Source organism: Pseudomonas sp. 32_A, assembly GCF_017490905.1.
GTDB lineage: Bacteria > Pseudomonadota > Gammaproteobacteria > Pseudomonadales > Pseudomonadaceae > Aquipseudomonas > Aquipseudomonas inefficax.
Genome location: NZ_JAFGYI010000002.1, coordinates 37,317 through 61,478, shown reverse-complemented (window position 1 = coordinate 61,478; position 24,162 = coordinate 37,317). Strand labels below are relative to the sequence as shown.

Annotated in this window: 23 protein-coding genes; 3 read left to right on the top strand and 20 right to left on the bottom strand. The window is 59.9% G+C overall.

What is annotated here, in order from left to right:
- Positions 1-4: 4 nt before the first annotated feature.
- Both J5M58_RS01600 and zigA read right to left on the bottom strand, forming a co-directional pair.
- A complete protein-coding gene (locus tag J5M58_RS01600; RefSeq protein ID WP_112249469.1) occupies positions 5-631 on the bottom strand; it encodes a DUF1826 domain-containing protein in 627 nt (208 codons plus the stop codon).
- Complete coding sequence (gene zigA / locus J5M58_RS01595) at positions 628-1,836, bottom strand: zinc metallochaperone GTPase ZigA (RefSeq protein ID WP_112249470.1); 1,209 nt, start codon at positions 1,834-1,836, stop codon at positions 628-630. Before zigA ends, J5M58_RS01600 begins: the two co-directional genes overlap by 4 nt.
- A 192-nt stretch (positions 1,837-2,028) precedes the next feature.
- Here zigA and folE2 point away from each other — a divergent pair, with 192 nt between their 5' ends.
- Positions 2,029-2,934: a GTP cyclohydrolase FolE2 gene (gene folE2 / locus J5M58_RS01590; RefSeq protein ID WP_112249471.1), complete on the top strand. Its 906-nt coding sequence runs from the start codon at positions 2,029-2,031 to the stop codon at positions 2,932-2,934.
- Here folE2 and J5M58_RS01585 read toward each other — a convergent pair.
- Complete coding sequence (locus J5M58_RS01585) at positions 2,918-3,445, bottom strand: DUF3617 domain-containing protein (protein ID WP_207876989.1); 528 nt, start codon at positions 3,443-3,445, stop codon at positions 2,918-2,920. The genes folE2 and J5M58_RS01585 overlap by 17 nt on opposite strands.
- A gap of 131 nt (positions 3,446-3,576) precedes the next feature.
- Here J5M58_RS01585 and cls point away from each other — a divergent pair, with 131 nt between their 5' ends.
- Entirely contained in the window at positions 3,577-5,016 is a 1,440-nt protein-coding gene (gene cls, locus J5M58_RS01580; protein WP_112249473.1) for a cardiolipin synthase, read from the top strand.
- Positions 5,017-5,139: 123 nt separating this feature from the next.
- Here the strand turns inward: cls and cfaB are convergent, their stop codons facing one another.
- Positions 5,140-6,324, bottom strand: coding sequence for a C17 cyclopropane fatty acid synthase CfaB (gene cfaB / locus J5M58_RS01575; protein ID WP_207876987.1), 1,185 nt, complete (start codon positions 6,322-6,324; stop codon positions 5,140-5,142).
- 206 nt (positions 6,325-6,530) lie between these two features.
- Between cfaB and lpdA the strand changes: the two genes are divergently transcribed.
- Positions 6,531-7,931 carry a dihydrolipoyl dehydrogenase gene (gene lpdA / locus J5M58_RS01570; RefSeq protein ID WP_112249475.1) on the top strand — a complete coding sequence of 467 codons (1,401 nt, stop codon included), beginning with the start codon at positions 6,531-6,533 and terminating at the stop codon, positions 7,929-7,931.
- 125 nt (positions 7,932-8,056) lie between these two features.
- On the opposite strand, the gene glmS is transcribed toward lpdA, so the two are convergent.
- The 16 genes from glmS to mnmG form a co-directional block, all read right to left on the bottom strand.
- Complete coding sequence (glmS, locus tag J5M58_RS01565; RefSeq protein WP_207876985.1) at positions 8,057-9,892, bottom strand: glutamine--fructose-6-phosphate transaminase (isomerizing); 1,836 nt, start codon at positions 9,890-9,892, stop codon at positions 8,057-8,059.
- 3 nt (positions 9,893-9,895) lie between these two features.
- Positions 9,896-10,672: a DeoR/GlpR family DNA-binding transcription regulator gene (locus tag J5M58_RS01560; protein WP_112251652.1), complete on the bottom strand. Its 777-nt coding sequence runs from the start codon at positions 10,670-10,672 to the stop codon at positions 9,896-9,898.
- A 307-nt stretch (positions 10,673-10,979) separates the two neighbouring features.
- Positions 10,980-12,347 carry a bifunctional UDP-N-acetylglucosamine diphosphorylase/glucosamine-1-phosphate N-acetyltransferase GlmU gene (gene glmU / locus J5M58_RS01555; RefSeq protein ID WP_112251653.1) on the bottom strand — a complete coding sequence of 456 codons (1,368 nt, stop codon included), beginning with the start codon at positions 12,345-12,347 and terminating at the stop codon, positions 10,980-10,982.
- Positions 12,348-12,460: 113 nt separating this feature from the next.
- The gene (locus J5M58_RS01550; RefSeq protein ID WP_023383131.1) at positions 12,461-12,886 is read right to left on the bottom strand and encodes a F0F1 ATP synthase subunit epsilon; all 426 of its coding nucleotides are present in this window, start codon (positions 12,884-12,886) and stop codon (positions 12,461-12,463) included.
- A gap of 44 nt (positions 12,887-12,930) precedes the next feature.
- On the bottom strand, positions 12,931-14,307 hold the full coding sequence (gene atpD, locus J5M58_RS01545) for a F0F1 ATP synthase subunit beta (RefSeq protein WP_003253197.1): 1,377 nt from the start codon (positions 14,305-14,307) through the stop codon (positions 12,931-12,933).
- A gap of 27 nt (positions 14,308-14,334) precedes the next feature.
- The gene (gene atpG / locus J5M58_RS01540) at positions 14,335-15,195 is read right to left on the bottom strand and encodes a F0F1 ATP synthase subunit gamma (protein WP_112251654.1); all 861 of its coding nucleotides are present in this window, start codon (positions 15,193-15,195) and stop codon (positions 14,335-14,337) included.
- A 48-nt stretch (positions 15,196-15,243) separates the two neighbouring features.
- On the bottom strand, positions 15,244-16,788 hold the full coding sequence (gene atpA, locus J5M58_RS01535) for a F0F1 ATP synthase subunit alpha (RefSeq protein ID WP_063912289.1): 1,545 nt from the start codon (positions 16,786-16,788) through the stop codon (positions 15,244-15,246).
- A gap of 21 nt (positions 16,789-16,809) precedes the next feature.
- Entirely contained in the window at positions 16,810-17,346 is a 537-nt protein-coding gene (locus tag J5M58_RS01530; RefSeq protein ID WP_003253191.1) for a F0F1 ATP synthase subunit delta, read from the bottom strand.
- 12 nt (positions 17,347-17,358) lie between these two features.
- Positions 17,359-17,829, bottom strand: a complete 471-nt coding sequence (locus J5M58_RS01525) for a F0F1 ATP synthase subunit B (RefSeq protein WP_027917106.1) — start codon at positions 17,827-17,829, stop codon at positions 17,359-17,361.
- Positions 17,830-17,886: 57 nt separating this feature from the next.
- Complete coding sequence (atpE, locus tag J5M58_RS01520) at positions 17,887-18,144, bottom strand: F0F1 ATP synthase subunit C (RefSeq protein ID WP_003097235.1); 258 nt, start codon at positions 18,142-18,144, stop codon at positions 17,887-17,889.
- A 144-nt stretch (positions 18,145-18,288) separates the two neighbouring features.
- Complete coding sequence (atpB, locus tag J5M58_RS01515) at positions 18,289-19,158, bottom strand: F0F1 ATP synthase subunit A (RefSeq protein WP_207876983.1); 870 nt, start codon at positions 19,156-19,158, stop codon at positions 18,289-18,291.
- Between the two features lie 16 nt (positions 19,159-19,174).
- Positions 19,175-19,582, bottom strand: a complete 408-nt coding sequence (locus tag J5M58_RS01510; protein WP_008092225.1) for a F0F1 ATP synthase subunit I — start codon at positions 19,580-19,582, stop codon at positions 19,175-19,177.
- Between the two features lie 149 nt (positions 19,583-19,731).
- Entirely contained in the window at positions 19,732-20,604 is an 873-nt protein-coding gene (locus J5M58_RS01505) for a ParB/RepB/Spo0J family partition protein (RefSeq protein WP_085621457.1), read from the bottom strand.
- A 9-nt stretch (positions 20,605-20,613) separates the two neighbouring features.
- Complete coding sequence (locus tag J5M58_RS01500; RefSeq protein ID WP_112251656.1) at positions 20,614-21,405, bottom strand: ParA family protein; 792 nt, start codon at positions 21,403-21,405, stop codon at positions 20,614-20,616.
- Between the two features lie 18 nt (positions 21,406-21,423).
- Positions 21,424-22,074 carry a 16S rRNA (guanine(527)-N(7))-methyltransferase RsmG gene (gene rsmG, locus J5M58_RS01495; protein WP_112251657.1) on the bottom strand — a complete coding sequence of 217 codons (651 nt, stop codon included), beginning with the start codon at positions 22,072-22,074 and terminating at the stop codon, positions 21,424-21,426.
- Entirely contained in the window at positions 22,071-23,963 is a 1,893-nt protein-coding gene (gene mnmG, locus J5M58_RS01490; RefSeq protein WP_207876982.1) for a tRNA uridine-5-carboxymethylaminomethyl(34) synthesis enzyme MnmG, read from the bottom strand. The genes rsmG and mnmG overlap by 4 nt, the downstream gene beginning before the upstream one ends.
- Positions 23,964-24,162 lie beyond the last annotated feature (199 nt).

The window sequence follows — 24,162 nt, the reverse complement described above, 5'->3', positions numbered from 1 at the left end:
GCCGTCAGGCCAGCCAGTCAAGGCTGAGCAGCAGGCGCCCCTGCTGCCCCGAGGGCGAACGATGCACCAGCCCCGCGCCTTCGTTGCCCTGCCACTTCTCCCCTTTGAGCACAGCCACATCGCCAGCTTGCAGGTGCTGGATGTTATCCACAGGCAGTACCGCTGTGTGTAAGTCACCACGCGGGCTCGCATCCTCTTTCAGCCACTCGCTCCCTGGCCCAGCGTAAGTGGTGAGCAGGCGCAGCGGAACGTTATCCACATGGAAGCGCGGGCACATGGGGCCTGTCAGTACCCGCAGGCGCAAGCCGACCCGCTGCGCACCCACCAGGCAGGTATAGGCAGCCACCAACCAGGTCACATCCGCCACGAATGCCTCGTAGCCGTGCACGTCCGCCGCTTCGCGTAATAATTCGGTCAATACCGGCATGTGCTGCTCGTCCACATCGATGACGCGCTGGTCTGCCAAGGGCTGGCCGAGGTTGACCACCAGTGCGGAAAAATCCTCAAGCTGCGCCGGCAAACGTCGGCGCCATACCGCCAGGTTCACGCCATCCTGCAACACCTCGGTCAGCACCTGCGGTGTTTCACCAAATACCTGGAAAATATCCACAGGTTTGCGTGCGGGGTTCATGCTGCGGCCTCCTCATGCCATGGACCGAACGGATCCGGCAGGCGCAACCAGCCCATAGGCCCCAAGTCCATTTCCTGCTCGGTCAACAGGCATGCTTCGAGTGCTGTGGATAATTTTTCGAAGTCGATATTCTGCCCTATGAACACCAGTTCCTGGCGGCAGTCACCACTCTCGGCAACCCAGTTCTTCAAGATCGCGGCGGTGTTATCCACATCCTGTGGCCACTGCTCGCGCGGCACGAAGCGCCACCAGCGGCCCGCCAGGCCATGGCGCATCATGCCGCCTGCCTGCGACCAGCTCCCGGCCTCCTGGTACTTGCTGGCCAGCCAGAAAAAACCCTTCGAACGCAGCAGCCGCCCATTGCTCCAGGGCGTGTGGATAAAATCGAAAAAGCGTTGTGGATGAAGGGGGCGCCGGGCCTGCCAGGTGGTGGCGGCAATGCCGTACTCTTCGGTTTCCGGCACGTGCTCGCCGCGCAACTCCTGCAGCCAGCCAGGGGCCTGGGCAGCCTGGTCGAAGTCGAACAGGCCGGTGTCGAGGATGCGTTCCAGCGGTACCTGGCCCATGACCATGGGCACGATCTGCGCCCGGGCATTCAGGCTGCGCAGAATCGCAATTAGCTCTTCGCGCTCGTGTTGGCTGATCAGGTCGATCTTGCTCAGCAACAGCACATCGGCGAACTCGACCTGTTCGATCAGCAAGTCACTGATCGAGCGCTCGTCTTCCTCACCCAGGGTTTCGCCACGGCTGGCCAGGCTGTCTGCTGCCTGGTAATCCCGCAGGAAGTTCAGGCCATCGACCACGGTGACCATGGTGTCCAGGCGTGCCATGTCGGACAGGCTGCGGCCCTGTTCGTCACGGAAGGTGAAGGTCTCGGCCACAGGCAGTGGCTCTGAGATTCCCGTGGACTCGATCAGCAAATAATCGAAACGCCCTTCCTCGGCCAGACGCGCCACTTCCTCAAGCAGGTCTTCACGCAGCGTGCAGCAGATGCAGCCATTGCTCATCTCCACCAGCTTCTCTTCGGCACGGTTGAGGCTGACGTTGCGCTGCACCTCGCTGGCATCGATGTTGATTTCGCTCATGTCATTGACGATAACCGCAACCCGCAGGTTTTCGCGGTTACGCAGCACATGGTTGAGCAAGGTGCTCTTGCCGGCGCCAAGGAAGCCGGACAGCACGGTGACAGGGAGACGGTTGGGCATGGCGAAACCTCTTCAGGCGAGCGCATTCGAAACGATGCATTGCACAATGTTATAAAGTAACAATACAATTTCGCCAAGACGTTCGTGACAGACGAGGAGCTAACGGGAAGAAAATGGCCCTTGTGCATCCTCCCCTGCATTGCAGCTTGATCGGCAGTGGCTGCTGATCTCCCTTTTTGTATGGAATGCCAGATGACCCAGCTCAAACTCCCCGACATTGCCGCTCAAACCCAGGAATACGCCTTACCTTTGGACTGGGTGGGTATGTGCGGGATAGCCCAACCTGTGCGGTTCGAAGGGCGCACGGCAGCTGCTACTGTCGATGCTGGCGTTAGCCTGGTAGATGGCTGTTCACGCGGTATCCATATGTCGCGGCTTTATCTTGCCCTGGAGTCGTTGGAGCATCAGCCCCTGACGCCTCTCACTATCCGGCAACTGCTGGCTGACTTCCTCAGCAGCCATGAAGGCCTTTCTTCCGCAGCCTATCTGCGTCTGCGCTTTGAGCATCTGCTTAAAAGGCCTGCTTTGATCAGCCCGTTGGAGGGCTGGAAAAGCTATGCCGTGGCAGTCGATGCAAGGATTGAAAATGAAATGTTCCACGTGGAACTATCCGTTTCAGTTCCTTATTCCTCGACCTGCCCCTGCTCGGCTGCACTTGCACGTCAGCTGATTCAGCAGCAGTTCCAGGCAGATTTCAGAGAGGAGCAGGTCGACACGTCTGCAGTGCTGCAGTGGCTTGGCAGCGCCGAAGGCATCGTAGCGACGCCCCATAGCCAACGCAGTAGCGCCCAAATCCAGGTAAGGCTGCACAGCAAGCAGCAGGTTCTGCCAATCACCGAGCTGATCGACCGCATAGAAGCTAGCCTGGGGACAGCGGTGCAGACCGCGGTAAAGCGCGCAGACGAACAAGCCTTTGCCTTGGCCAACGGCCAGAACCTCATGTTCTGCGAAGACGCCGCTCGACGCCTGCACAAGGCGCTACGGCAAATAGAATGGAGCACGGCCTTCAAGCTGCGCGTGGAACATGCAGAAAGCCTGCATGCCCACGACGCTGTCGCTACCAGCCAGTGGCAATGGGATGTCAGCTGCGCGGCTTGACCGAACCGCAGTCATTGCCCAACCACACGGCACGGGTGTTCATGCTGCCTTGCTGCTGTACACCCGAGGCGTTGAACGTTCCATTGACCTGGGTGGTGAATTCCCGGTCACTGAGGAAAGTCGCCTGGCCACTGCCCTGCGCTTTAGGGCAGCTGAACTGAAACTTCCACACATTACCGGTGCGGTCGGTGATCTTCTGGGTACATCCTGACTTCGGGTCCTGCAGCGGGATATCGTTGGTGGCGACCTGTTCTGGCGTCAGGCACGAGCGCACCCCCTTACCGCCAACAGTCACCCCCTGCTTGGCCAGCACACCCTCCATCATCGCGCGCTGCTCCGGCGGCAGGTTCTTCAACTGGCCGAGCATGAACTCCATGTCGGGTAACGGCTTGCCATCGACCTGCATGTTGCTGGTGGTCAGCTCCCACAAACCCGGCTGTAGCATCTGAGCATGCACCAGCGGGCTGCTCACACCTAGGGCCAACGCCAACAGTGGCAGACGAATATTCATGGACGAACGCTCCTGGAAAAAACCGGCCAAGCGGGCCGGGCTGAGCCTTAGACGCCGAATCCACCTTCAGGTTGCAACGCGGACCGGGAACGTGTTCTGTTACTCAAGTGTACTCGGCCAGCAGGATGCATATGGACTACCACAGCCCCTACTTCTTCGGTTACCTACTCGGCCTGATTCACCTGCTGGGTATCGTCGCTGCACTGCACGCGCTGTTCACCGTGCGTACTGCCCAGGGCGCAATCGCCTGGGCCATGCCGTTGTTCTTCATCCCCTACCTCACCTTGATCCCTTACCTGGTCTTCGGCGCACGCTCGTTCTATGCCTACATCAAGGCCCGACGCCAGGCCAACCAGGAAATGCATGTGGCCATGGCCAACCTCAACTGGCGGCCCTGGGTAGAAGAAGCCCTCACCGCCCGCGAGTCGGAAAGCTATGCGGCGTTGCGCGCCATGCCCAAGCTCGGGCGCATGCCCTGCCTTGCCAATAACGAGGTGAAGCTGCTGATCGATGGCAAGGCGACATTCGATGCCATCTTCGCCGCTATTGAGAATGCCCGCGACGTGGTGCTGGTACAGTTCTTCATCATCCATGACGACCGCCTTGGCAAAGCACTGCAGCAACTGCTTCTGCGCAAGGCCGCCGAAGGAGTGAAGGTGTTCGTGCTTTATGACCGCGTCGGCAGCCATGCCTTGCCGGCCAGCTACAGCCAGCTGCTGCGCGACGGTGGTGTACAGGTTCATGCCTTCGCAACGCGTCGTGGCTGGTTCAACCGCTTCCAGGTGAACTTCCGCAACCACCGCAAGATCGTGGTGGTGGACGGCCTGCTCGGTTTCATCGGCGGGCACAACGTGGGCGATGAATACCTCGGTGACCACCCGCAGCTCTCACCCTGGCGCGACACCCATGTGCAGATCAGCGGGCCGGTGCTGGCCTGCCTGCAGGAGTCGTTCGCCGAAGACTGGTATTGGGCCACGCGCCAGCTACCACCGCTGATTCTGCCGGACACCTACCCGGACAACGGCGTGCTGTGCCAAGCCTTGGCCAGCGGCCCGGCAGACCCACAGGAAACCTGCTCATTGTTCTTCCTTGAGGCGATCCATTCAGCCAACCGGCGCGTATGGATCACCAGCCCGTATTTCATCCCCGACGAGGCGGTGTTCGCCGCTTTGCGTTTGGCGGTGCTGCGTGGGGTCGATGTGCGAGTGCTGATTCCGTCGCGCCCAGACCATCGCATCGTCTATGCCGCCTCCAGCCTCTTCGCCTTCGAAGCGGTACGTGCGGGGGTACGCATGTTCCGCTACCAACCGGGCTTCCTGCATCAGAAGGTGGTGCTGGTGGATGACGATGTCAGCGCGATCGGTAGTGCCAACCTGGACAACCGCTCGTTCCGCCTGAACTTCGAAATCACCCTGCTGACGGTCGACCGTGGCTTCGCTGACCAGGTCCAGAACATGCTGCTCAATGACTTTGAACAGGCACGGGAAATTACTGCGGAGGACAGCCGCGATACTCATCGGCTGCAGCAACTGGGGATGCGGATTGCGCGGCTGATTTCGCCGATTCTCTGATGCGTATCGCGGACCGTGTGGGAGCGGGTTTACCCGCGAAGACGTCAGTGGCTGTACCGACGCATTCGCGGGTAAACCCGCTCCCACAAGGTTCGGTGTCGCGCTTGCGTGCTTTGTCGCAATTCAGCGATACAGATCTTCGCGCGTCCAGGGCAGGTCATGATGCCCATCGGCGTAGGTCTTCACGGCCAGAATCTGGTGCAGGTTGATCCAGCCCTTCTGGAAGGCATAAGCACACCCGGCCAAGTACAGGCGCCAGATACGCAAAGTCTTCTCGGGCACCAGTGCTGCCGCTTTGTGCAGCTGGTTCTCCAGGTTCTCGCTCCAGTGGTGCAAGGTCTTGGCGTAGTGCAAACGCAGGCTTTCCACGTCTACCACCTCTAGCCCCGCCTCACAGATGCTGGCACTGATCATCGACAGGTGCGGCAGCTCACCGTGAGGAAACACGTAGCGATCGATGAACTCGCCAGCACCACGCCCGACCGGGCGACCATCGACATGCTTGGCCGTGATACCGTGATTCATCACCAGGCCCCCTTCCCTCACGGCACCGAACAGCTTCTGGCTATACAGTGCCAGGTTGGCATGCCCGACATGCTCGAACATGCCAACGCTGACAACCTTGTCGAAGCGGCCATCCTGAGGCAGGTCACGGTAGTCGAGAATCTGCAGGTCGACCCTTTCGGCCAGCCCCTCTGCCTTCACCCGCTCGCGACCGAGCTTGAGCTGCTCCTTGCTCAAGGTGATACCAAACACCTTGGCGCCATATTCGCGAGCAGCAAAACGCGCCAGCCCGCCCCAGCCGCAGCCAACGTCGAGCAGGTAGTCACCTGCGTCCAGGCGCAGCTTGCGGCACAGATGATCGAATTTGTCCTGCTGTGCCTGATCCAGCGTGTTGTCCGGCTCGCGGAAGTAGGCGCACGAGTAGGCCATGTCCTGATCCAGCCATAGCTGATAGAACGCGTTGGATACATCGTAATGGTAGGAAATGGCTTCGGCGTCGGTGCTCTTGTCGTGGGCAAGCCGCTGCGGTGGGGTTTCGTCCTCATCGGTCAGCAGTGCTTCGCTCAGCTCATCGCATACCCGGATGGCTTCACCAATATCGCCTTCAAGCTCCAGCTTGCCTTCGACGAACGCCGTGCCCAGCTGGTCCATGCTCGGGTGGCTCAACTGGCTGATCAGCTGTGGCTCCTTGACCAGAATGGTGACCTGCGGGCTAGGCCCCAGATCGAACTGGTTACCGTCCCACAGTTTCAGCCGCAGCGGCAGATGCAAGCTCTGCAGTGCCGGTGGAAGTTGCGCAAGCATGAACGACCCTCCTGTCCGTATTTGGCCACGACGCCTGATATTTCGAACGTCGCCGGATCAGAGTAGTTCATTCGTGGGATGTTTCCTCTAAACGAGACCATGGTCTAGAACCAACTGATCTTATCCATACGGCAGATTGTATACAATTTTGGCATCTCAGCTTAACCTTGTGCCCCTCTTGCCTTCTTCATCCTGGAGTTGAACCCATGAAATCCTATGACGTGGTGATCATTGGCGGTGGCCCTGGCGGCTACAACGCAGCCATCCGTGCCGGCCAGCTGGGCCTGAGCGTAGCTTGCGTTGAAGGCCGTTCCACCTTGGGCGGCACTTGCCTGAACGTGGGCTGCATGCCCTCCAAGGCGTTGTTACATGCTTCCGAGCTTTACGAAGCCGCCAGCGGTGACGAGTTCGCCCACCTCGGTATCGAAGTCAAACCTAACCTCAACCTCGCCCAGATGATGAAACAGAAGGACGAGAGCGTGACCGGCCTGACCAAGGGCATCGAGTACCTGTTCCGCAAGAACAAGGTCGACTGGATCAAGGGCTGGGGCCGCCTGGATGGCGTCGGCAAGGTCTTGGTCAAGGCCGAGGACGGCAGCGAAACCGCACTGCAGGCCAAAGACATCGTCATTGCCACCGGCTCCGAACCTACCCCCCTGCCGGGCGTGACCATCGACAACCAGCGCATCATCGACTCGACTGGTGCACTGTCGCTGCCACAGGTGCCCAAGCATCTGGTCGTAATCGGCGCCGGCGTGATCGGCCTCGAACTGGGTTCGGTATGGCGCCGCCTGGGCAGCCAAGTGACGGTCATCGAATACCTCGACCGTATCTGCCCGGGCACTGACGAAGAAACCGCCAAGACCCTGCAGAAGGCCTTGGCCAAGCAAGGCATGGTGTTCAAGCTGGGCAGCAAGGTGACCCAGGCCAGCGCCAGCTCCGATGGCGTGAACCTGACCCTGGAGCCGGCCGCCGGCGGCACTGCAGAATCGCTACAGGCCGATTACGTACTGGTCGCCATCGGCCGCCGCCCCTATACCAAAGGGCTGAACCTGGAAAGCGTTGGCCTGGAAACCGACAAACGCGGCATGCTCGGCAACGACCACCACCGCACTTCCGTGCCGGGTATCTGGGTGATTGGTGACGTCACCTCCGGCCCGATGCTGGCGCATAAAGCCGAAGACGAAGCGGTGGCCTGCATCGAACGCATTGCCGGCAAGCCCCACGAGGTCAACTACAACCTTATCCCTGGCGTGATCTATACCCGCCCGGAGCTTGCCACCGTGGGCAAGACCGAAGAACAGCTCAAGGCCGAAGGGCGTGCCTATAAAGTCGGCAAATTCCCGTTCACGGCCAACAGCCGCGCCAAGATCAACCACGAGACCGAAGGCTTCGCCAAGGTCATCGCCGACGCCGAGACCGACGAAGTGCTGGGTGTGCACCTGGTCGGCCCGAGCGTCAGCGAGATGATTGGTGAATTCTGCGTGGCCATGGAGTTCTCGGCCTCGGCGGAAGACATCGCCCTCACCTGCCACCCCCACCCGACCCGCTCCGAGGCCTTGCGCCAGGCAGCTATGAATGTGGACGGGATGGCAATGCAGATCTGATGCGAGATCGCCGGGGGCTGCTTTGCAGCCCTTCGCGACACAAGGCCGCTCCTACAGGAAATTGCGTTCTCCTGTAGGAGCGGCCTTGTGTCGCGACGGGGCGCAAAGCGCCCCTGGCTTCTGGCTTACTCGACCGTAACCGACTTGGCCAAGTTACGCGGCTGGTCCACATCCGTCCCCTTGAGCACGGCCACGTAGTACGACAGTAGCTGCAGCGGGATGGTGTAGAGGATCGGCGCCAGGGCGTCGGCGATGTGCGGCACCTTGACCACATGGGTGCCTTCACCGTTGCTCATGCCGGCCTGCTCGTCGGCAAACACTACCAGCTCGCCACCACGGGCGCGCACTTCCTGCAGGTTGGACTTAAGCTTCTCCAGCAGTTCGTTGTTCGGCGCCACAGTAACCACTGGCATGTCGTTGTCCACCAACGCCAGTGGGCCGTGTTTCAGCTCACCTGCCGGGTAGGCTTCGGCGTGGATGTAGGAGATTTCCTTGAGCTTGAGCGCACCTTCCATCGCCACCGGGTACTGCGCACCACGGCCGAGGAACAGGGTGTGGTGCTTGTCGGCGAACAGTTCGGCGATTTTCTCGACAGTGGCATCCATGGCCAAGGCTTCGCCCAGGCGGGTCGGCAGGCGGCGCAGCTCTTCTACCAGCTCGGCTTCGACACCGGCTTCCAAGGTACCGCGCACCTGGCCCAGAGCCAGGGTCAGCAGCATCAGCGAAACCAGCTGGGTGGTGAAAGCTTTGGTCGAGGCCACGCCGATTTCCGGACCGGCCAGGGTCAGCAGGGTCAGGTCCGACTCACGCACCAGCGAGCTGATACCGACGTTGCAGATCGCCAGGCTGCCGAGGAAGCCCAGTTCCTTGGCGTTGCGCAGCGCGGCCAAAGTATCGGCGGTTTCGCCAGACTGCGAGATGGAGACGAACAGGGTGTCCGGCTGCACTACTACCTTGCGGTAACGGAATTCGCTGGCCACTTCGACCTGGCACGGGATCCCGGCCAGGCTTTCCAGCCAGTAACGGGCGACCATGCCGGCGTGGTAGCTGGTACCGCAGGCAACGATCTGCACGTTGCGCACCTTGGCGAACAGTTCAGCAGCCTGCGGGCCGAAGGCCTGGACCAGCACGTTGTCCTTGCCCAGGCGGCCTTCCAGCGTGCGCTGCACTACGCTTGGCTGTTCGTGGATTTCCTTGAGCATGAAGTGACGGTAGGTACCCTTGTCGGCAGCTTCGGCGCCTTCGTGGTACTGCACGGTTTCACGCTGAACCTTGTTGCCTTGCTGGTCCCAGATGGCGACCTGGTCGCGGCGGATTTCGGCGATGTCGCCTTCTTCCAGGTACATGAAGCGGTCGGTGACCTGGCGCAGGGCCAACTGGTCGGACGCCAGGAAGTTCTCGCCCAGGCCAAGGCCAATGACCAACGGGCTGCCACTGCGTGCAGCTACCAGGCGATCAGGTTGCTTGGTGCTGATCAGAGCCAGGCCATAAGCGCCATGCAGCCGCTTTACCGTAGCCTTCAAGGCATCGGTCAGGTCCGGAACGCTCTTCAAGGTGTGGTGGATCAGGTGGACGATGACTTCGGTATCGGTTTGCGAAGTGAAGACATAGCCAAGGCCCTTCAGCTCTTCGCGCAGTTCTTCGTGGTTCTCGATGATGCCGTTGTGCACCACGGCCACTTCATTGCCCGAGAAGTGCGGGTGGGCGTTGCCCTCGGTCGGCGCACCGTGGGTGGCCCAGCGGGTGTGGGCGATGCCCAGCTGGCCGGCCAGTGGCTCGGCGGCAACAGCGGCTTCCAGCTCACTGACCTTGCCGATACGGCGGCGGCGCTGCAGTTCACCGTTCTGGGTCAGGACGGCCAGGCCGGCGCTGTCGTACCCGCGGTACTCAAGACGCTTGAGGCCTTCGATCAGGATGGCTGTGATGTTGCGTTCGGCGACGGCACCAACGATTCCACACATGGTTTATTGCTCCTGGCTGATCGCGGCGCAGATCAGGTTGATGCCGCGGGCTTGAATTTGTTCGCGTGCCGCTGCGGGCAGGCGTTCGTCAGTAATAAGGGTGTGCACGCTGCTCCAGGGCAGCTCGAGGTTGGGGATCTTGCGCCCTACCTTGTCCGATTCGACCATCACGATAACTTCACGGGCGACTTCGGCCATTACCCGGCTTAGCCCGAGAAGTTCGTTGAAGGTGGTAGTGCCGCGGCCAAGGTCGATGCCGTCGGCGCCGATGAACAGTTGATCGAAATCGTATGAGCGCAACACCTGCTCGGCCACCTGCCCCTGGAACGACTCGGAATGCGGGTCCCAGGTGCCACCGGTCATCAGCAGCACCGGCTCGTGTTCGAGGTCGCAAATGGCACGGGCCACGTTCATCGAATTGGTCATCACCACCAGGCCAGGGTGGCGCCCCAGTTCGGGGATCATGGCCGCCGTGGTGCTGCCGCTGTCGATGATGATGCGCGCATGTTCACGGATACGCGCCACGGCGGCGCGGGCGATGGCCTTTTTATAGGAAGACACCGGCTGGGCAGGTTCACCTAGCAGTTCTTGCGGCACCGGTACCGCGCCACCGTAGCGCCTTAGCAACAGGCCATTGGTTTCCAGGGCAGCGAGGTCCTTGCGGATGGTGACTTCCGAGGTTGCGAAACGCTTGGCCAACGCGTCCACACTCACCTCGCCCTGCTCGCTGAGTAAAGCCAGGATGTTGTGCCGCCGCTGCGGGGTGTTTCGTTTCGACATGAGCGCTTAAGTTTCGTTTCGAAAGATAATGATGGCAATCAAAACCTAAGATGAGCGATTCGTCAAGGTGTCACTGCCCTGTGGATAATTTCTTACGGCACTCGCCATGCCTTGTGGGAGCGGCCTTGTGTCGCGAAAGGGCTGCGAAGCAGCCCCGGCAATATTCGCGTTACCTTTGAAATCATTGGGGGCCGCTTTGCGGCTCTTTCGCGACACAAGGCCGCTCCCACAAGGAGCACCAATCGACCAAGAAAAAAGCCGACTTATTCACATAAGTCGGCTTTCGATCGAAACAGCTGTGTATAACTCAGCTCTTCTTGATCTTCTCAGGCCGCTTCCAACCCGAGATATTGCGCTGGCGCGCACGAGCCACTGCCAGGTCACCTGCCTCTACGGCCTGGGTGATGGTCGAACCGGCTGCAGTGGTCGCGCCCGCCTTGATTTCCACAGGCGCCACCAACGAGTTGTTCGAGCCGATGAACACGTCCTCGCCCATCACGGTCTTGAACTTGTTGGCGCCATCGTAGTTGCAGGTGATGGTGCCGGCGCCGATGTTGGTGCGTGCACCGATTTCGGCATCGCCCAGGTAGGTCAGGTGACCGGCCTTGGCGCCTTCCCCGAGGTGGGCGTTTTTCAGTTCGACGAAGTTACCCACATGGGCCTTGGCGTCCAGCACACTGCCCGGGCGGAGGCGGGCGAACGGGCCGGCATCGCTGCCCTCGCCCATCACGGCGCCTTCAAGGTGGCTGTTGGCCTTGACCACCGCACCTTTGCGTAGGGTGGTGTTCTTGATCACACAGTTAGGGCCAATCTGCACATCGTCCTCGATGACAACCTTGCCTTCGAGAATCACGTTGATATCGATCAGCACATCACGGCCAACAGTCACTTCACCGCGGACATCGAATCGCGCCGGGTCGCGCAAGGTAACGCCCTGGGCCATCAGGCGACGGCCTTCACGCAACTGGTAATGGCGCTCCAGCTCGGACAGCTGGCGACGGTCGTTGGCGCCTTGCACTTCCATCGGATCGTGCGGCTGCTCGGTAGCCACCACCAGGCCATCGGACACAGCCATGGCAATCACGTCGGTCAGGTAATACTCGCCCTGTGCGTTGTTGTTCGACAGGCGGCCCATCCAATCGGCCAGGCGCGCGGCTGGCAGGGCCAGAATACCGGTATTGCCTTCCTTGATAGCTTTCTGCGCATCGTTGGCATCCTTGTGCTCAACGATGGCAGTCACCTTACCCTGCTCGTCACGCACGATGCGGCCATAGCCAGTCGGGTCGTCGAGGGTCACCGTGAGCAAGCCCAGCTGCTGCTCGTTGGCCTTCGCCAGCAGACGCTGCAAGGTTTCCACTTCGATCAACGGCACATCACCGTACAGCACCAACACGGTTTCGGCAGTCAAGGCCGGCAAAGCCTGGGCAACCGCATGGCCGGTACCCAGCTGCTTGTCCTGCATGACAAAGTTCAGGTCGTCGGCGGCCAGGCGCTCGCGAACCAGCTCGGCACCATGGCCAATGACCACATGAATACCTTGCGGCTGCAGCTGACGCGCGCTGTGGATAACATGGCCAAGCATGGAGTTGCCAGCTACCGGGTGCAGTACCTTGGGCAGCGCCGAGCGCATGCGGGTGCCTTGGCCGGCGGCGAGAATAACGATATCGAGTGACATTACTGGCTACCAATCCTGGGTGGTCAGTGAAATGACCGGTTTTAGGGGTTACAAAAAAGAAAAAGGGTAGCCGATGGCTACCCTTGTTCTCAATCTACATGAAGCCTGCGGAATTAACCGCCGAACTTCTTGCGGATCTGCTGGACGGTACGCAGCTGGGCTGCGGCCTCGGCCAGACGTGCGGATGCGGCACTGTAGTCGAAATCCGCGCCCTTCTCATGCAGGGCCTTCTCAGCTGCCTTGACGGCATCCTGAGCGGAGGCTTCGTCCAGGTCGGCTGCACGTTGCACGGTGTCGGCGAGTACCTTGACCATGTTCGGCTGCACTTCCAGGAAGCCACCGGAGATGTAGAACACCTCGCGCTCGCCGCCCTGCTTGGTCAGCGTGATCGGACCAGGCTTGAGATTGGTGATCAGCGGCGCGTGGCCTGGAGCGATACCGAGATCGCCCAGGTTGCCGTGCGCTACTACCATCTCGACCAGGCCGGAGAAGATCTCTCCTTCCGCGCTGACGATATCGCAATGGACTGTCATAGCCATCTGCTTGCCTCAACCTGATTAGCGCCCCTTTCGGGGCGCCGGGATTACAGTTTCTTGGCTTTCTCGATCGCTTCGTCGATGCTGCCGACCATGTAGAACGCTTGTTCTGGCAGGTGGTCGTAGTCACCTTTGAGGATGCCGCTGAAGCCAGCGATGGTGTCTTTCAGGGAAACGTACTTGCCTGGCGAACCGGTGAAGACTTCGGCCACGAAGAACGGCTGCGACAGGAAGCGCTGGATCTTACGAGCGCGGGCTACCAGTTGCTTGTCGGCTTCGGACAGTTCGTCCATACCCAGGATGGCGATGATGTCCTTCAGCTCTTTGTAGCGCTGCAGAACATACTGAACGCCACGAGCGGTCTCGTAGTGCTCGTTGCCGATCACGTTCGGGTCCAGCTGGCGCGAAGTCGAGTCCAGTGGGTCGACCGCTGGGTAGATACCCAGGGAAGCGATGTCACGGGACAGAACGACGGTGGCGTCCAGGTGGGCGAAGGTGGTCGCTGGCGACGGGTCGGTCAGGTCGTCCGCAGGTACGTATACGGCCTGAACGGAGGTGATCGAACCTTCCTTGGTGGAGGTGATGCGCTCTTGCAGAACGCCCATCTCTTCAGCCAGGGTCGGCTGGTAACCTACCGCCGAAGGCATACGGCCCAGCAGTGCGGATACTTCGGTACCGGCCAGGGTGTAACGATAGATGTTGTCGACGAACAGCAGAACGTCGTTACCTTCGTCACGGAACTTCTCGGCCATGGTCAGGCCGGTCAGCGCTACGCGCAGACGGTTTCCTGGTGGCTCGTTCATCTGACCGTAGACCAGCGCTACCTTGTCGAGAACGTTGGAGTCCTTCATCTCGTGGTAGAAGTCGTTACCCTCACGAGTACGCTCACCCACACCAGCGAACACGGAATAACCGCTGTGTTCCATGGCGATGTTACGGATCAGTTCCATCATGTTCACGGTCTTGCCAACGCCGGCACCACCGAACAGACCAACCTTACCACCCTTGGCGAACGGGCATACCAGGTCGATAACCTTGATGCCGGTTTCCAGCAGGTCGTTGCCGCCTGCCTGGTCAGCGAACGAAGGCGCTGGCTGGTGGATACCGCGACGCTCTTCTTCGCCGATCGGGCCGGCTTCGTCGATCGGGTTGCCCAATACGTCCATGATACGGCCCAGGGTGGCCTTACCAACTGGAACGGAAATGGCAGCGCCGGTGTCAACGACATCCAGACCGCGCTTCAGGCCTTCGGTCGAGCCCATCGCAATGGTACGAACCACGCCGTCGCCCAGCTGCTGCTGAACTTCCAGGGTGGTTTCCGCGCCTTGTACTTTCAGCGCGTTGTAAACACTCGGCACGACGTCACGTGGGAATTCCACGTCGATGACGGCGCCGATGATTTGAACGATACGTCCGCTACTCATAGCTGGATCCTCTGAATTTTTGAACCGTTAAACCGCGGCAGCGCCGCCGACGATTTCCGAGATCTCCTGGGTGATCGCAGCCTGACGCGCCTTGTTGTAGATCAATTGCAGCTCTTTGATCAAATCACCGGCGTTGTCTGTGGCGTTCTTCATGGCGATCATCCGGGCCGCTTGTTCAGCAGCGTTGTTCTCGACCACCGCCTGGTACACCTGCGACTCCACGTAACGCACCATCAAGCCGTCCAGCAGCTCTTTTGCGTCGGGTTCGTACAGGTAATCCCAGTGATGCTTGAGATCCTGATCCGGGGTTGCCACCAACGGTACCAATTGCTCGACCGTCGGTTTTTGGGTCATGGTGTTGATGAACTTGTTCGAAACCACCGAGAGGCGATCGATACGGCCGTCCAGGTAGGCGTCCAGCATCACTTTGACGGAGCCGATCAGATCGTTGATCGATGGCTCTTCGCCCAGGTGGCTGATCGCGGCTACGACGTTGCCGCCAAAGATGCGGAAGAAAGTCGCACCCTTGCTACCGATCACGCACAGGTCGATTTCCACGCCCTGTTCGCGGTTTGCGTTCATGTCCTTGACCAGGGCCTTGAACAGGTTGGTGTTCAAGCCACCGCACAGACCACGGTCACTGCTCACCACGATATAACCGGCGCGCTTTACAGGGCGCTCGATCATGAACGGGTGGCGGTACTCCGGGTTGGCGTTGGCCAGATGACCGATCACCTGGCGGATACGCTCCGCGTAAGGACGGCTAGCAGCCATGCGCATTTGTGCCTTGCGCATCTTGCTGACCGCCACTTTCTCCATGGCGCTGGTAATTTTTTGCGTGCTTTTGATGCTCGCAATCTTACTGCGAATCTCTTTTGCGCCTGCCATGTATCACCTATCAGGTTAGCAAGCGGGGGCCGCAGCCCCCGCTGCGGCTTACCAGGTCTGGGTGGCCTTGAACTTCTCGATACCGGCTTTCATGCCAGCGTCGATTTCGTCGTTGAAGTCACCCTTCACGTTGATCTTCGCCATCAGTTCGGCGTGATCACGGTTGAAGTAGGCGATCAGAGCTTGCTCGAAGCTGCCGACCTTGGAGACTTCCACGTCAGTCAGGAAACCACGCTCAGCGGCGTACAGCGACAGTGCCATGTCCGCGATGGACATTGGCGCGTACTGCTTCTGCTTCATCAGCTCGGTTACGCGCTGACCATGCTCCAGCTGCTTGCGGGTCGCTTCGTCCAGATCGGAAGCGAACTGGGCGAATGCAGCCAGTTCACGGTACTGAGCCAGAGCGGTACGAATACCACCGGACAGCTTCTTGATGATCTTGGTCTGGGCGGCACCACCTACGCGGGATACCGAAACACCGGCGTTCACTGCAGGGCGGATGCCCGAGTTGAACATGGCCGATTCCAGGAAGATCTGACCGTCGGTGATGGAAATCACGTTGGTCGGAACGAACGCGGAAACGTCGCCAGCCTGGGTTTCGATGATCGGCAGGGCGGTCAGGGAACCGGTCTTGCCAGTGACTGCGCCGTTGGTGAACTTCTCGACGTACTCTTCCGAAACGCGCGATGCACGCTCCAGCAGACGGGAGTGGAGATAGAACACGTCGCCTGGGTACGCTTCGCGTCCTGGTGGACGGCGCAGCAGCAGGGAGATCTGACGATAGGCAACGGCCTGCTTGGACAGGTCATCGTAAACGATCAGAGCGTCTTCACCGCGGTCACGGAAGAACTCGCCCATGGTGCAGCCGGCGTATGGCGCCAGGAACTGCAGTGCGGCGGATTCCGAAGCACTGGCAACGACCACGATGGTGTTGGCCAGGGCGCCGGCTTCTTCCAGCTTGCGAACGATGTTGGCAACGGTGGAACGCTTTTGGCCGACAGCAACATAAACACAGAAAATACCGGAGTCTTTCTGGTTGATGATGGCGTCGATGGCCATGGCGGTCTTGCCGATCTGACGGTCACCGATGATCAGCTCGCGCTGGCCACGGCCGACAGGGATCATGGCGTCGACGGACTTGTAGCCAGTCTGTACAGGCTGATCTACCGACTTACGCCAGATAACGCCCGGAGCGACCTTTTCGACCGCGTCGGTTTCGGTGGTGGTCAGAGGACCCTTGCCATCGATCGGGTTACCCAGAGCGTCGACGACGCGGCCCAGCAGGCCTTTGCCGACCGGAACTTCCAGGATGCGACCGGTGCACTTGGCGCTCATGCCTTCGGCGAGGGTGTCATAGGCACCCAGGATCACTGCACCTACGGAGTCTTGCTCCAGGTTCAGGGCCATGCCGAAAACGCTGCCAGGGAACTCGATCATTTCGCCGTACATGACGTCGGCCAGACCGTGGATCCGCACGATACCGTCGGATACCGAAACAACGGTACCTTCGTTACGGGCTTGGGAGCTCACATCGAGGTTGTCGATGCGGCCCTTGATGATTTCACTAATTTCGGAAGGATTGAGTTGCTGCATTGCTCTGCTGCCCCTTCAAACTCAAGATTTCAATGCTTCGGCCAGTTTCGCGATCTTGCCGCGAACAGAGCCATCGATTACCAGGTCACCAGCGCGGATGACGACGCCGCCAATCAGGCTGGCATCCTCCGACGCGTGCAGGCGCACTTCCTGGCCTAACCGTGCACTGAGAACCTTGGCGAGTTTGTCTTGCTGTTCTTGGTTCAACGCGAAGGCACTGGTGACTTCCACGTCCACGGATTTCTCTTGCTCGGCCTTGTACAGGTCGAACAGGGCGGCAATCTCCGGCAGAAGCAGGAGACGGTCGTTTTCCGCGGCAACATGAATGAAATTCTGTGCCTGTGCATTGAACTTGTCACCGCACACGTCAATGAACGTGGCGGCCTTTTCTGCGCTCGTCAGTCGCGGGGCCTTGAGCAGGCGCTGCATGGTGTCGTCTTGCGACACCGCAGCAGCCAGGCCGAGCATGGCTGACCAATTGGCCAGTTGCTGATGGGCCTGGGCATGCTCAAAGGCAGCCTTAGCGTAAGGTCGGGCCAACGTGGTCAGTTCTGCCATGATCGCCCTCGCTTAAATTTCAGCGGCCAGTTTGTTAACCAGCTCCGCATGCGCGTTTTGATCGATTGTGGCGCCAAGGATCTTTTCAGCACCGCCAACGGCCAGGGCACCCACTTGGGCACGCAGGGCGTCTTTAGCGCTGTTCAGTTCCTGTTCGATCTCGGCCAGAGCCTGAGCCTTCACACGGTCAGCTTCGACGCGGGCCTGATCACGGGCTTCCTCGACAAGCTGAGCAGCGCGTTTCTTGCTTTGCTCAATGATTTCGGCTGCCTGTGCTTTAGCTTCACGCAGTTGCTGACCCACTTTCTCTTGGGCCAGCTCCAGGTCGCGAGCTGCGCGGTTGGCAGCGTCCAAGCCGTCGGCAATCTTCTTTTGACGCTCTTGCAGAGCAGTGATGACCGGAGGCCATACGTACTTCATGCAGAAGAGTACAAAAATCAGAAAAGCAACGGATTGGCCAATCAGGGTTGCATTAATGTTCACGCCAACACCTCGCTCGGTCTTAATTCATCACAGCCATCAACTCGTGGGTACGAGTGATTAGCCGGCGATCTGACCAACGAAGGGGTTCGCGAAGGTGAAGAACAGAGCGATACCAACACCGATCATGGTTACGGCGTCGAGCAGACCGGCAACGATGAACATTTTCACCTGCAGCATTGGAACCATTTCAGGCTGACGAGCAGCGCCTTCCAGGAACTTGCCGCCCAGCAGGCCGAAACCAATGGCGGTACCCAGAGCACCCAGGCCGATCAGCAGAGCAACAGCGATAGCGGTCAGACCAACTACAGTTTCCATCTTTCCTCCCGACTTTTACGTCGTATTGGTTAGGTTTTTAGTTTGAAGCGGTAAAACAAATCGTTTGGTACAGCATGCCCTTGCGGACTTTTTAAGCCCTCCCCCCAAACGAGCGGGGAAGGCTATCAGACACGCCAGGCGGTCTTAATGGTTATCTTCGTGAGCCATCGACAGGTAGACGATGGTAAGCATCATGAAGATGAAGGCTTGCAGGGTGATGATCAGGATGTGGAACACAGCCCACGCCCACTGCAGCACCACACCCAGGCCGCTGAGCCAGAGGATGCCGGCGCCGAACATCACGGCGATCAGGATGAACACCAGCTCGCCGGCGTACATGTTGCCGAACAGACGCAGTGCCAGCGAAATCGGCTTGGCGATCAGGGTGACGAATTCCAGCAGGAAGTTCACCGGAATCAGCAGGATCTGCACGAAGATGTTCTTGCTGCCGAACGGGTGCAGGGTCAGCTCACCGAGGAAGCCGCCCAGGCCTTTGACCTTGATGCTGTACAAGATGATCAGGGCGAACACGCAGAAGGCCATGGCCAGGGTCGCGTTCGGGTCGGTGGTCGACACGGCGCGGAACGGAATGTGCGGGTCACCGGAGATCAGGATGGCCAGCTGAGGAATCCAGTCGACCGGTACCAGGTCGATGGCGTTCATCAGGAACACCCAGACGAAAATGGTCAGCGCCAGCGGAGCGATTACCGGGCTACGGCCGTGGAAGGAGTCCTTCACGCTGCCGTTGACGAAGTCCACCAGCACTTCAACGAAGTTCTGCAGGCCGCCAGGTTGGCCGGAAGTCGCCTTCTTGGCCGCCATGCGGAAGATGAACAGGAAGATCAGACCCAGCGCGACGGACCAACCCAGGGTGTCCAGGTGGAACGCCCAGAAGCCCATTGCCTTGGCTTCTGCAGCCGAATGGGCGAAGCCCCAGCTGCCGTCTGGTAGTTGACCGTAGGTCAGGTTCTGCAAGTGGTGCTGGATATAGCCCGAAGCGGTTTCTGCTGCCATGGTTGCCTCAAACGCCCTAAGGTCTCGAAAGTCTTTTATTCATCAGCAGGGGCGCGAACCAGCTGACCAAAAGGGTCAACACGAAGACGCCGAATACTGCTAACGGCGCCAGTGGCTTCACTCCTGCGAAGGTCAGTGCAAAAAGCACTGCCGTCAAAATCATCTTGCCTGCCTCGCCAGCGTAGAACGACTTGACGATGGCTTGTGCCGCCCGGGCCCCACTGAAGCGAAAAGCCTTCCAGGCGAAATACACGTTGGGTAGCCAGGCAATCAAACCTCCGCAAAGGCCTGAATATCCACTGACCGCCCCTTTCCACTGCCACAACACCAACGTTGCCAGCAGCAGTACGACGAATTGAGCCAGCAGTACCGGGAAAACCGCCCAGCGATGGAAAGGCAGGCGGTTTGGCGTGCGTATTTCCATCACAACTGCTCCTCGGAAGTCGACCACCAAGTCAGCTATGACTTGGCATAATTTGTGCCGACAAAATGCGCGCAGAGTATAGGGGTGGATTAACCCCTATTCAACTATTCGGTAGTGATTTCCGACTGCGCGCTACAACGGGAATTGTTTCAGCGGATGTGAGCAAGCACGCCTTGCAACTCGTCAAGCGAGTTGTAGCGAATAACCAATTGGCCTTTGCCCTTGTTGCCATGGCGGATCTGCACGGCCGAGCCCAGGCGCTCTGCGAGCCGCTGTTCAAGGCGTGCAATATCCGGATCAGGTTTGCTCGGTTCGACCGGATCAGGTTTGTCGCTGAGCCACTGACGAACCAGTGCCTCGGTTTGGCGCACGGTGAGGCCACGTGCGACAACATGACGCGCCCCCTCCTCCTGGCGATGTTCTTCCAGGCCGAGCAATGCACGGGCATGGCCCATCTCCAGGTCGCCATGGGCGAGCATCGTCTTGATCGCGTCTGGCAGGGTGATCAGGCGCAGCAGGTTGGCCACGGTTACCCGCGACTTGCCCACGGCATCGGCCACCTGTTGCTGGGTGAGCTCGAACTCCTGCTGCAGGCGCTGCAGGGCCAACGCCTCTTCCAGCGGATTGAGGTCTTCGCGCTGGATGTTCTCGATCAGCGCCATGGCGATGGCGGCTTCGTCGGGCACCTCGCGGACCATCGCCGGAATCTTGTCCAGGCCAGCCTGCTGGGTGGCGCGCCAGCGGCGCTCACCGGCGATGATCTCGTAGCGGTTGCCATCGATCGGGCGCACCACGATCGGTTGCATCACGCCATGGTTGCGAATCGAGTGCGCGAGCTCTTCCAGCGCCTGCGGGTCCATGTCCCGGCGCGGCTGGTATTTGCCACGCTGGATCAGTTCGACCGGCAGGTGTTGCAGTTCTTTCTGGTCGATCTTCACAGCCTGCTCTTCGAGCGCGCTGACGGAAGGACCACTGAGCAGTGCATCCAACCCACGTCCGAGACCCCGTTTCTTGACGGCCATACGGATTCCTTAAGTTGTTTGTGCAGTGCGGGATTGACGGCGTTGACGGCGTACCAGTTCCCCGGCCAGGGCCAGATAAGCCAGCGCGCCGCGCGATTGCTTGTCGTAAGCCAGGGCCGGCATGCCGAAGCTCGGGGCTTCGGCCAGGCGAATGTTGCGCGGAATGACCGTGTCGTACAGCTGCGGGCCAAAGTGCTCTTTCAGCTGCGCCGAGACATCGTTGTTCAGGCTCAGGCGCGGATCGTACATGGTCCGCAGCAGGCCCTCGATTTTCAGCTCCGGGTTCAACCGGGCGGCAATCCGCTTGATGTTATCCACAAGGTCGCTGAGACCTTCCAGTGCGTAATACTCGCACTGCATCGGGATGATCACGCCATCGGAGGCGACCAGGGCATTGAGCGTGAGCATCGACAACGACGGCGGGCAGTCGATGAGGATGAAATCGTAATTGTCGCGGATCGGTGCCAAGGCATTGCGCAGGCGGCTTTCCTTGACCTGCATTTCCAGCAGCACCACTTCGGCAGCGGTCAGGTCACGGTTGGCCGGCAACAACTGGAAACCACCGTGTTCGGAGTAATGCATGGCCTGGGCCAGGTCGCATTCCCCGATCAACAGGTCGTAGACCGAGTGCTCGAGCTCGTGCTTGTCCACACCGCTGCCCATGGTGGCGTTGCCCTGCGGATCGAGGTCGATCAGCAGCACACGACGCTTGGTCGCAGCCAGCGAGGCGGCGAGATTGATACAGGTGGTGGTCTTGCCCACACCACCTTTCTGGTTCGCGATTGCGAATACCTTAGCCATTGTTGCGTGTGTTCCCAGTCATGCCTTGCGGCGCAGTATCAGCAGATGGCGCTGGCCCTGGCAACCCGGAACGGTCAGGGCCTGCTCGCTTTCCACTGTGAAGTCTGCGGGCAATGCTACCAGTTCATCGGCAGGATGCAGCCCCTTCATTGCAAGCCATTGCGTCCCGGTGTCGCCCAGATGGCGGGTCCAGTTGGTGAAGTTCTCCATGCTGCTGAAGGCGCGGGAGATGATTCCGTCGAACGCTTGTGTTGGCTGGAAGGCCTCGACCCGGCTGTGGATAACCGTGAGGTTGTCCAGCTTGAGTTCCATTTTCACCTGGGTCAGGAAGCGGGTCTTCTTGCCATTGGCGTCCAGCACCGTCACGCGTTTGTGCGGATGCAGGATAGCCAAAGGGATACCGGGCATGCCACCGCCGCTGCCGACATCCAGCCAGTTGTCACGCTCGCTGTGGATAAACGGCATGACACTGAGGCTGTCGAGCAGGTGGCGCGACACCATCTCGTCGGGGTCGCGCACGGCAGTGAGGTTGTAGGCTTTGTTCCACTTGATCAACAGGCCCAGGTAGCCGAGCAGCTTTTCGTGATGCTCTGCGGTCAGCTCGACACCGAGCTGGCGCGCACCTGTGGACAACTCTTCTGCGTGTTGCGGGGTGACCAGGGAACTCAAGCGCTTTGCTCCAATTCGCGGCCAGCGCCGCGTTTTCTCAAGTGAATCAGCAACAGGGAAATCGCCGCCGGGGTGACGCCCGGGATGCGCGAGGCCTGGCCCAGGGTCTCCGGACGGGTCTGGCCCAGCTTGCCCTGGATTTCCTTGGAAAGGCCGGAAATCGTCGAGTAATCGATATCCACAGGCAGGCGAGTGTCTTCGCTGGCGCGCAGACGGGCGATCTCATCCTGCTGGCGATCGATGTAACCGGCGTACTTGGTGCGGATTTCGACCTGCTCGGCGACCTGTGGATCGATCGCTTCGCCGCCGGTCGCCTCGATCAGGCCGGCGTAGTCGATTTCCGGGCGCGCCAGCAGGTTGAGCAGGCTGTACTCATGGCTGAGCGGGGTGCCGAACTTATCCACAATGGCTTGGCCTTGCTCGGTGTTCGGACGTACCCAGGTCGACTTCAGGCGCTGCTCCTCGCGTTCGATGCCGTCGCGCTTGGCGCAGAAGGCGGCCCAGCGCTGGTCGTCGATCAGGCCGAGCTCGCGGCCCTTTTCGGTCAGGCGCAGGTCGGCGTTGTCTTCGCGCAGGATCAGACGGTACTCGGCGCGCGAAGTGAACATGCGGTACGGCTCCTGGGTACCCAGGGTAATCAGGTCGTCGACCAGTACGCCAATGTACGCCTCGTCGCGGCGCGGGCACCAGCTATCACGGCCCTGCGCACGCAGTGCGGCGTTGGTCCCGGCCAGCAAGCCTTGGGCGCCGGCTTCTTCGTAACCGGTGGTGCCGTTGATCTGGCCGGCGAAGAACAGGCCGCCGATAACCTTGGTCTCGAGGCTGTACTTGAGATCACGGGGGTCGAAGTAGTCGTACTCGATGGCATAACCCGGGCGCACGATGTGGGCGTTCTCCATGCCGCGGATCGAACGCACCAGCTCCAGCTGCACATCGAACGGCAGTGAAGTGGAAATACCGTTGGGGTACAGCTCATGGGTGGTCAGGCCTTCCGGCTCGATGAACACCTGATGGCTTTCCTTGTCGGCGAAGCGATGAATCTTGTCTTCGATCGACGGGCAGTAGCGAGGGCCGACACCTTCGATCACACCCGAGTACATCGGCGAACGGTCCAGGTTCGAGGCAATGATCTCGTGGGTGCGTGCATTGGTGTGGGTGATCCAGCAGCTCACCTGGCGCGGGTGCATCTGGGCATTGCCCATGAACGACATCACCGGGATCGGCGTATCGCCTGGCTGTTCGGTCATCACCGAAAAGTCCACCGAACGGCCATCGATGCGCGGCGGAGTACCGGTTTTCAGGCGGCCAACGCGCAGCGGCAATTCACGCATGCGGTGGGCCAGGGCGATCGAAGGCGGATCGCCGGCGCGACCACCGGAATGGTTTTGCAAACCAATGTGGATAAGGCCGCCGAGGAAGGTACCGGTGGTCAGTACCACCGATTCGGCGAAGAAACGCAGGCCCATCTGGGTCACCACGCCTTTGACCTGGTCCTGCTCGACGATCAGGTCGTCGCAGGACTGCTGGAATATCCACAGGTTCGGCTGGTTTTCCAGGATTTCACGCACCACTGCCTTGTAGATGGCGCGGTCGGCCTGTGCACGGGTGGCGCGTACCGCCGGCCCCTTGCGGTTGTTCAGAACGCGGAACTGGATGCCGCTCTTGTCGGTGGCCAGCGCCATGGCGCCGCCGAGAGCATCGATCTCTTTGACCAGATGGCTTTTGCCAATACCGCCAATGGCGGGGTTGCAGCTCATGTGACCGAGGGTTTCCACGTTATGGGTCAACAGCAGGGTTTTCACACCCATGCGTGCAGACGCAAGCGCAGCCTCGGTACCGGCATGGCCGCCGCCGATGACGATCACTTCAAAACGGGAAGGGAAATCCACCACGCACCTCGTGCCTGTTTTTGCGAATAGAGAAGGTAAGCGGACAAGTATAGGGACTTCACCCCCTTTAAAGAAACCTTCTGAGCAAAATTTGACCAGCCTGTGGATGAGTGGCAGGTAACAGAAATCAAAGAGGAGAAATTTAAAAAAGCTTTGTTTTTATGTTTATTCTTATGCACAAGCCATTCTGTGGATAAGG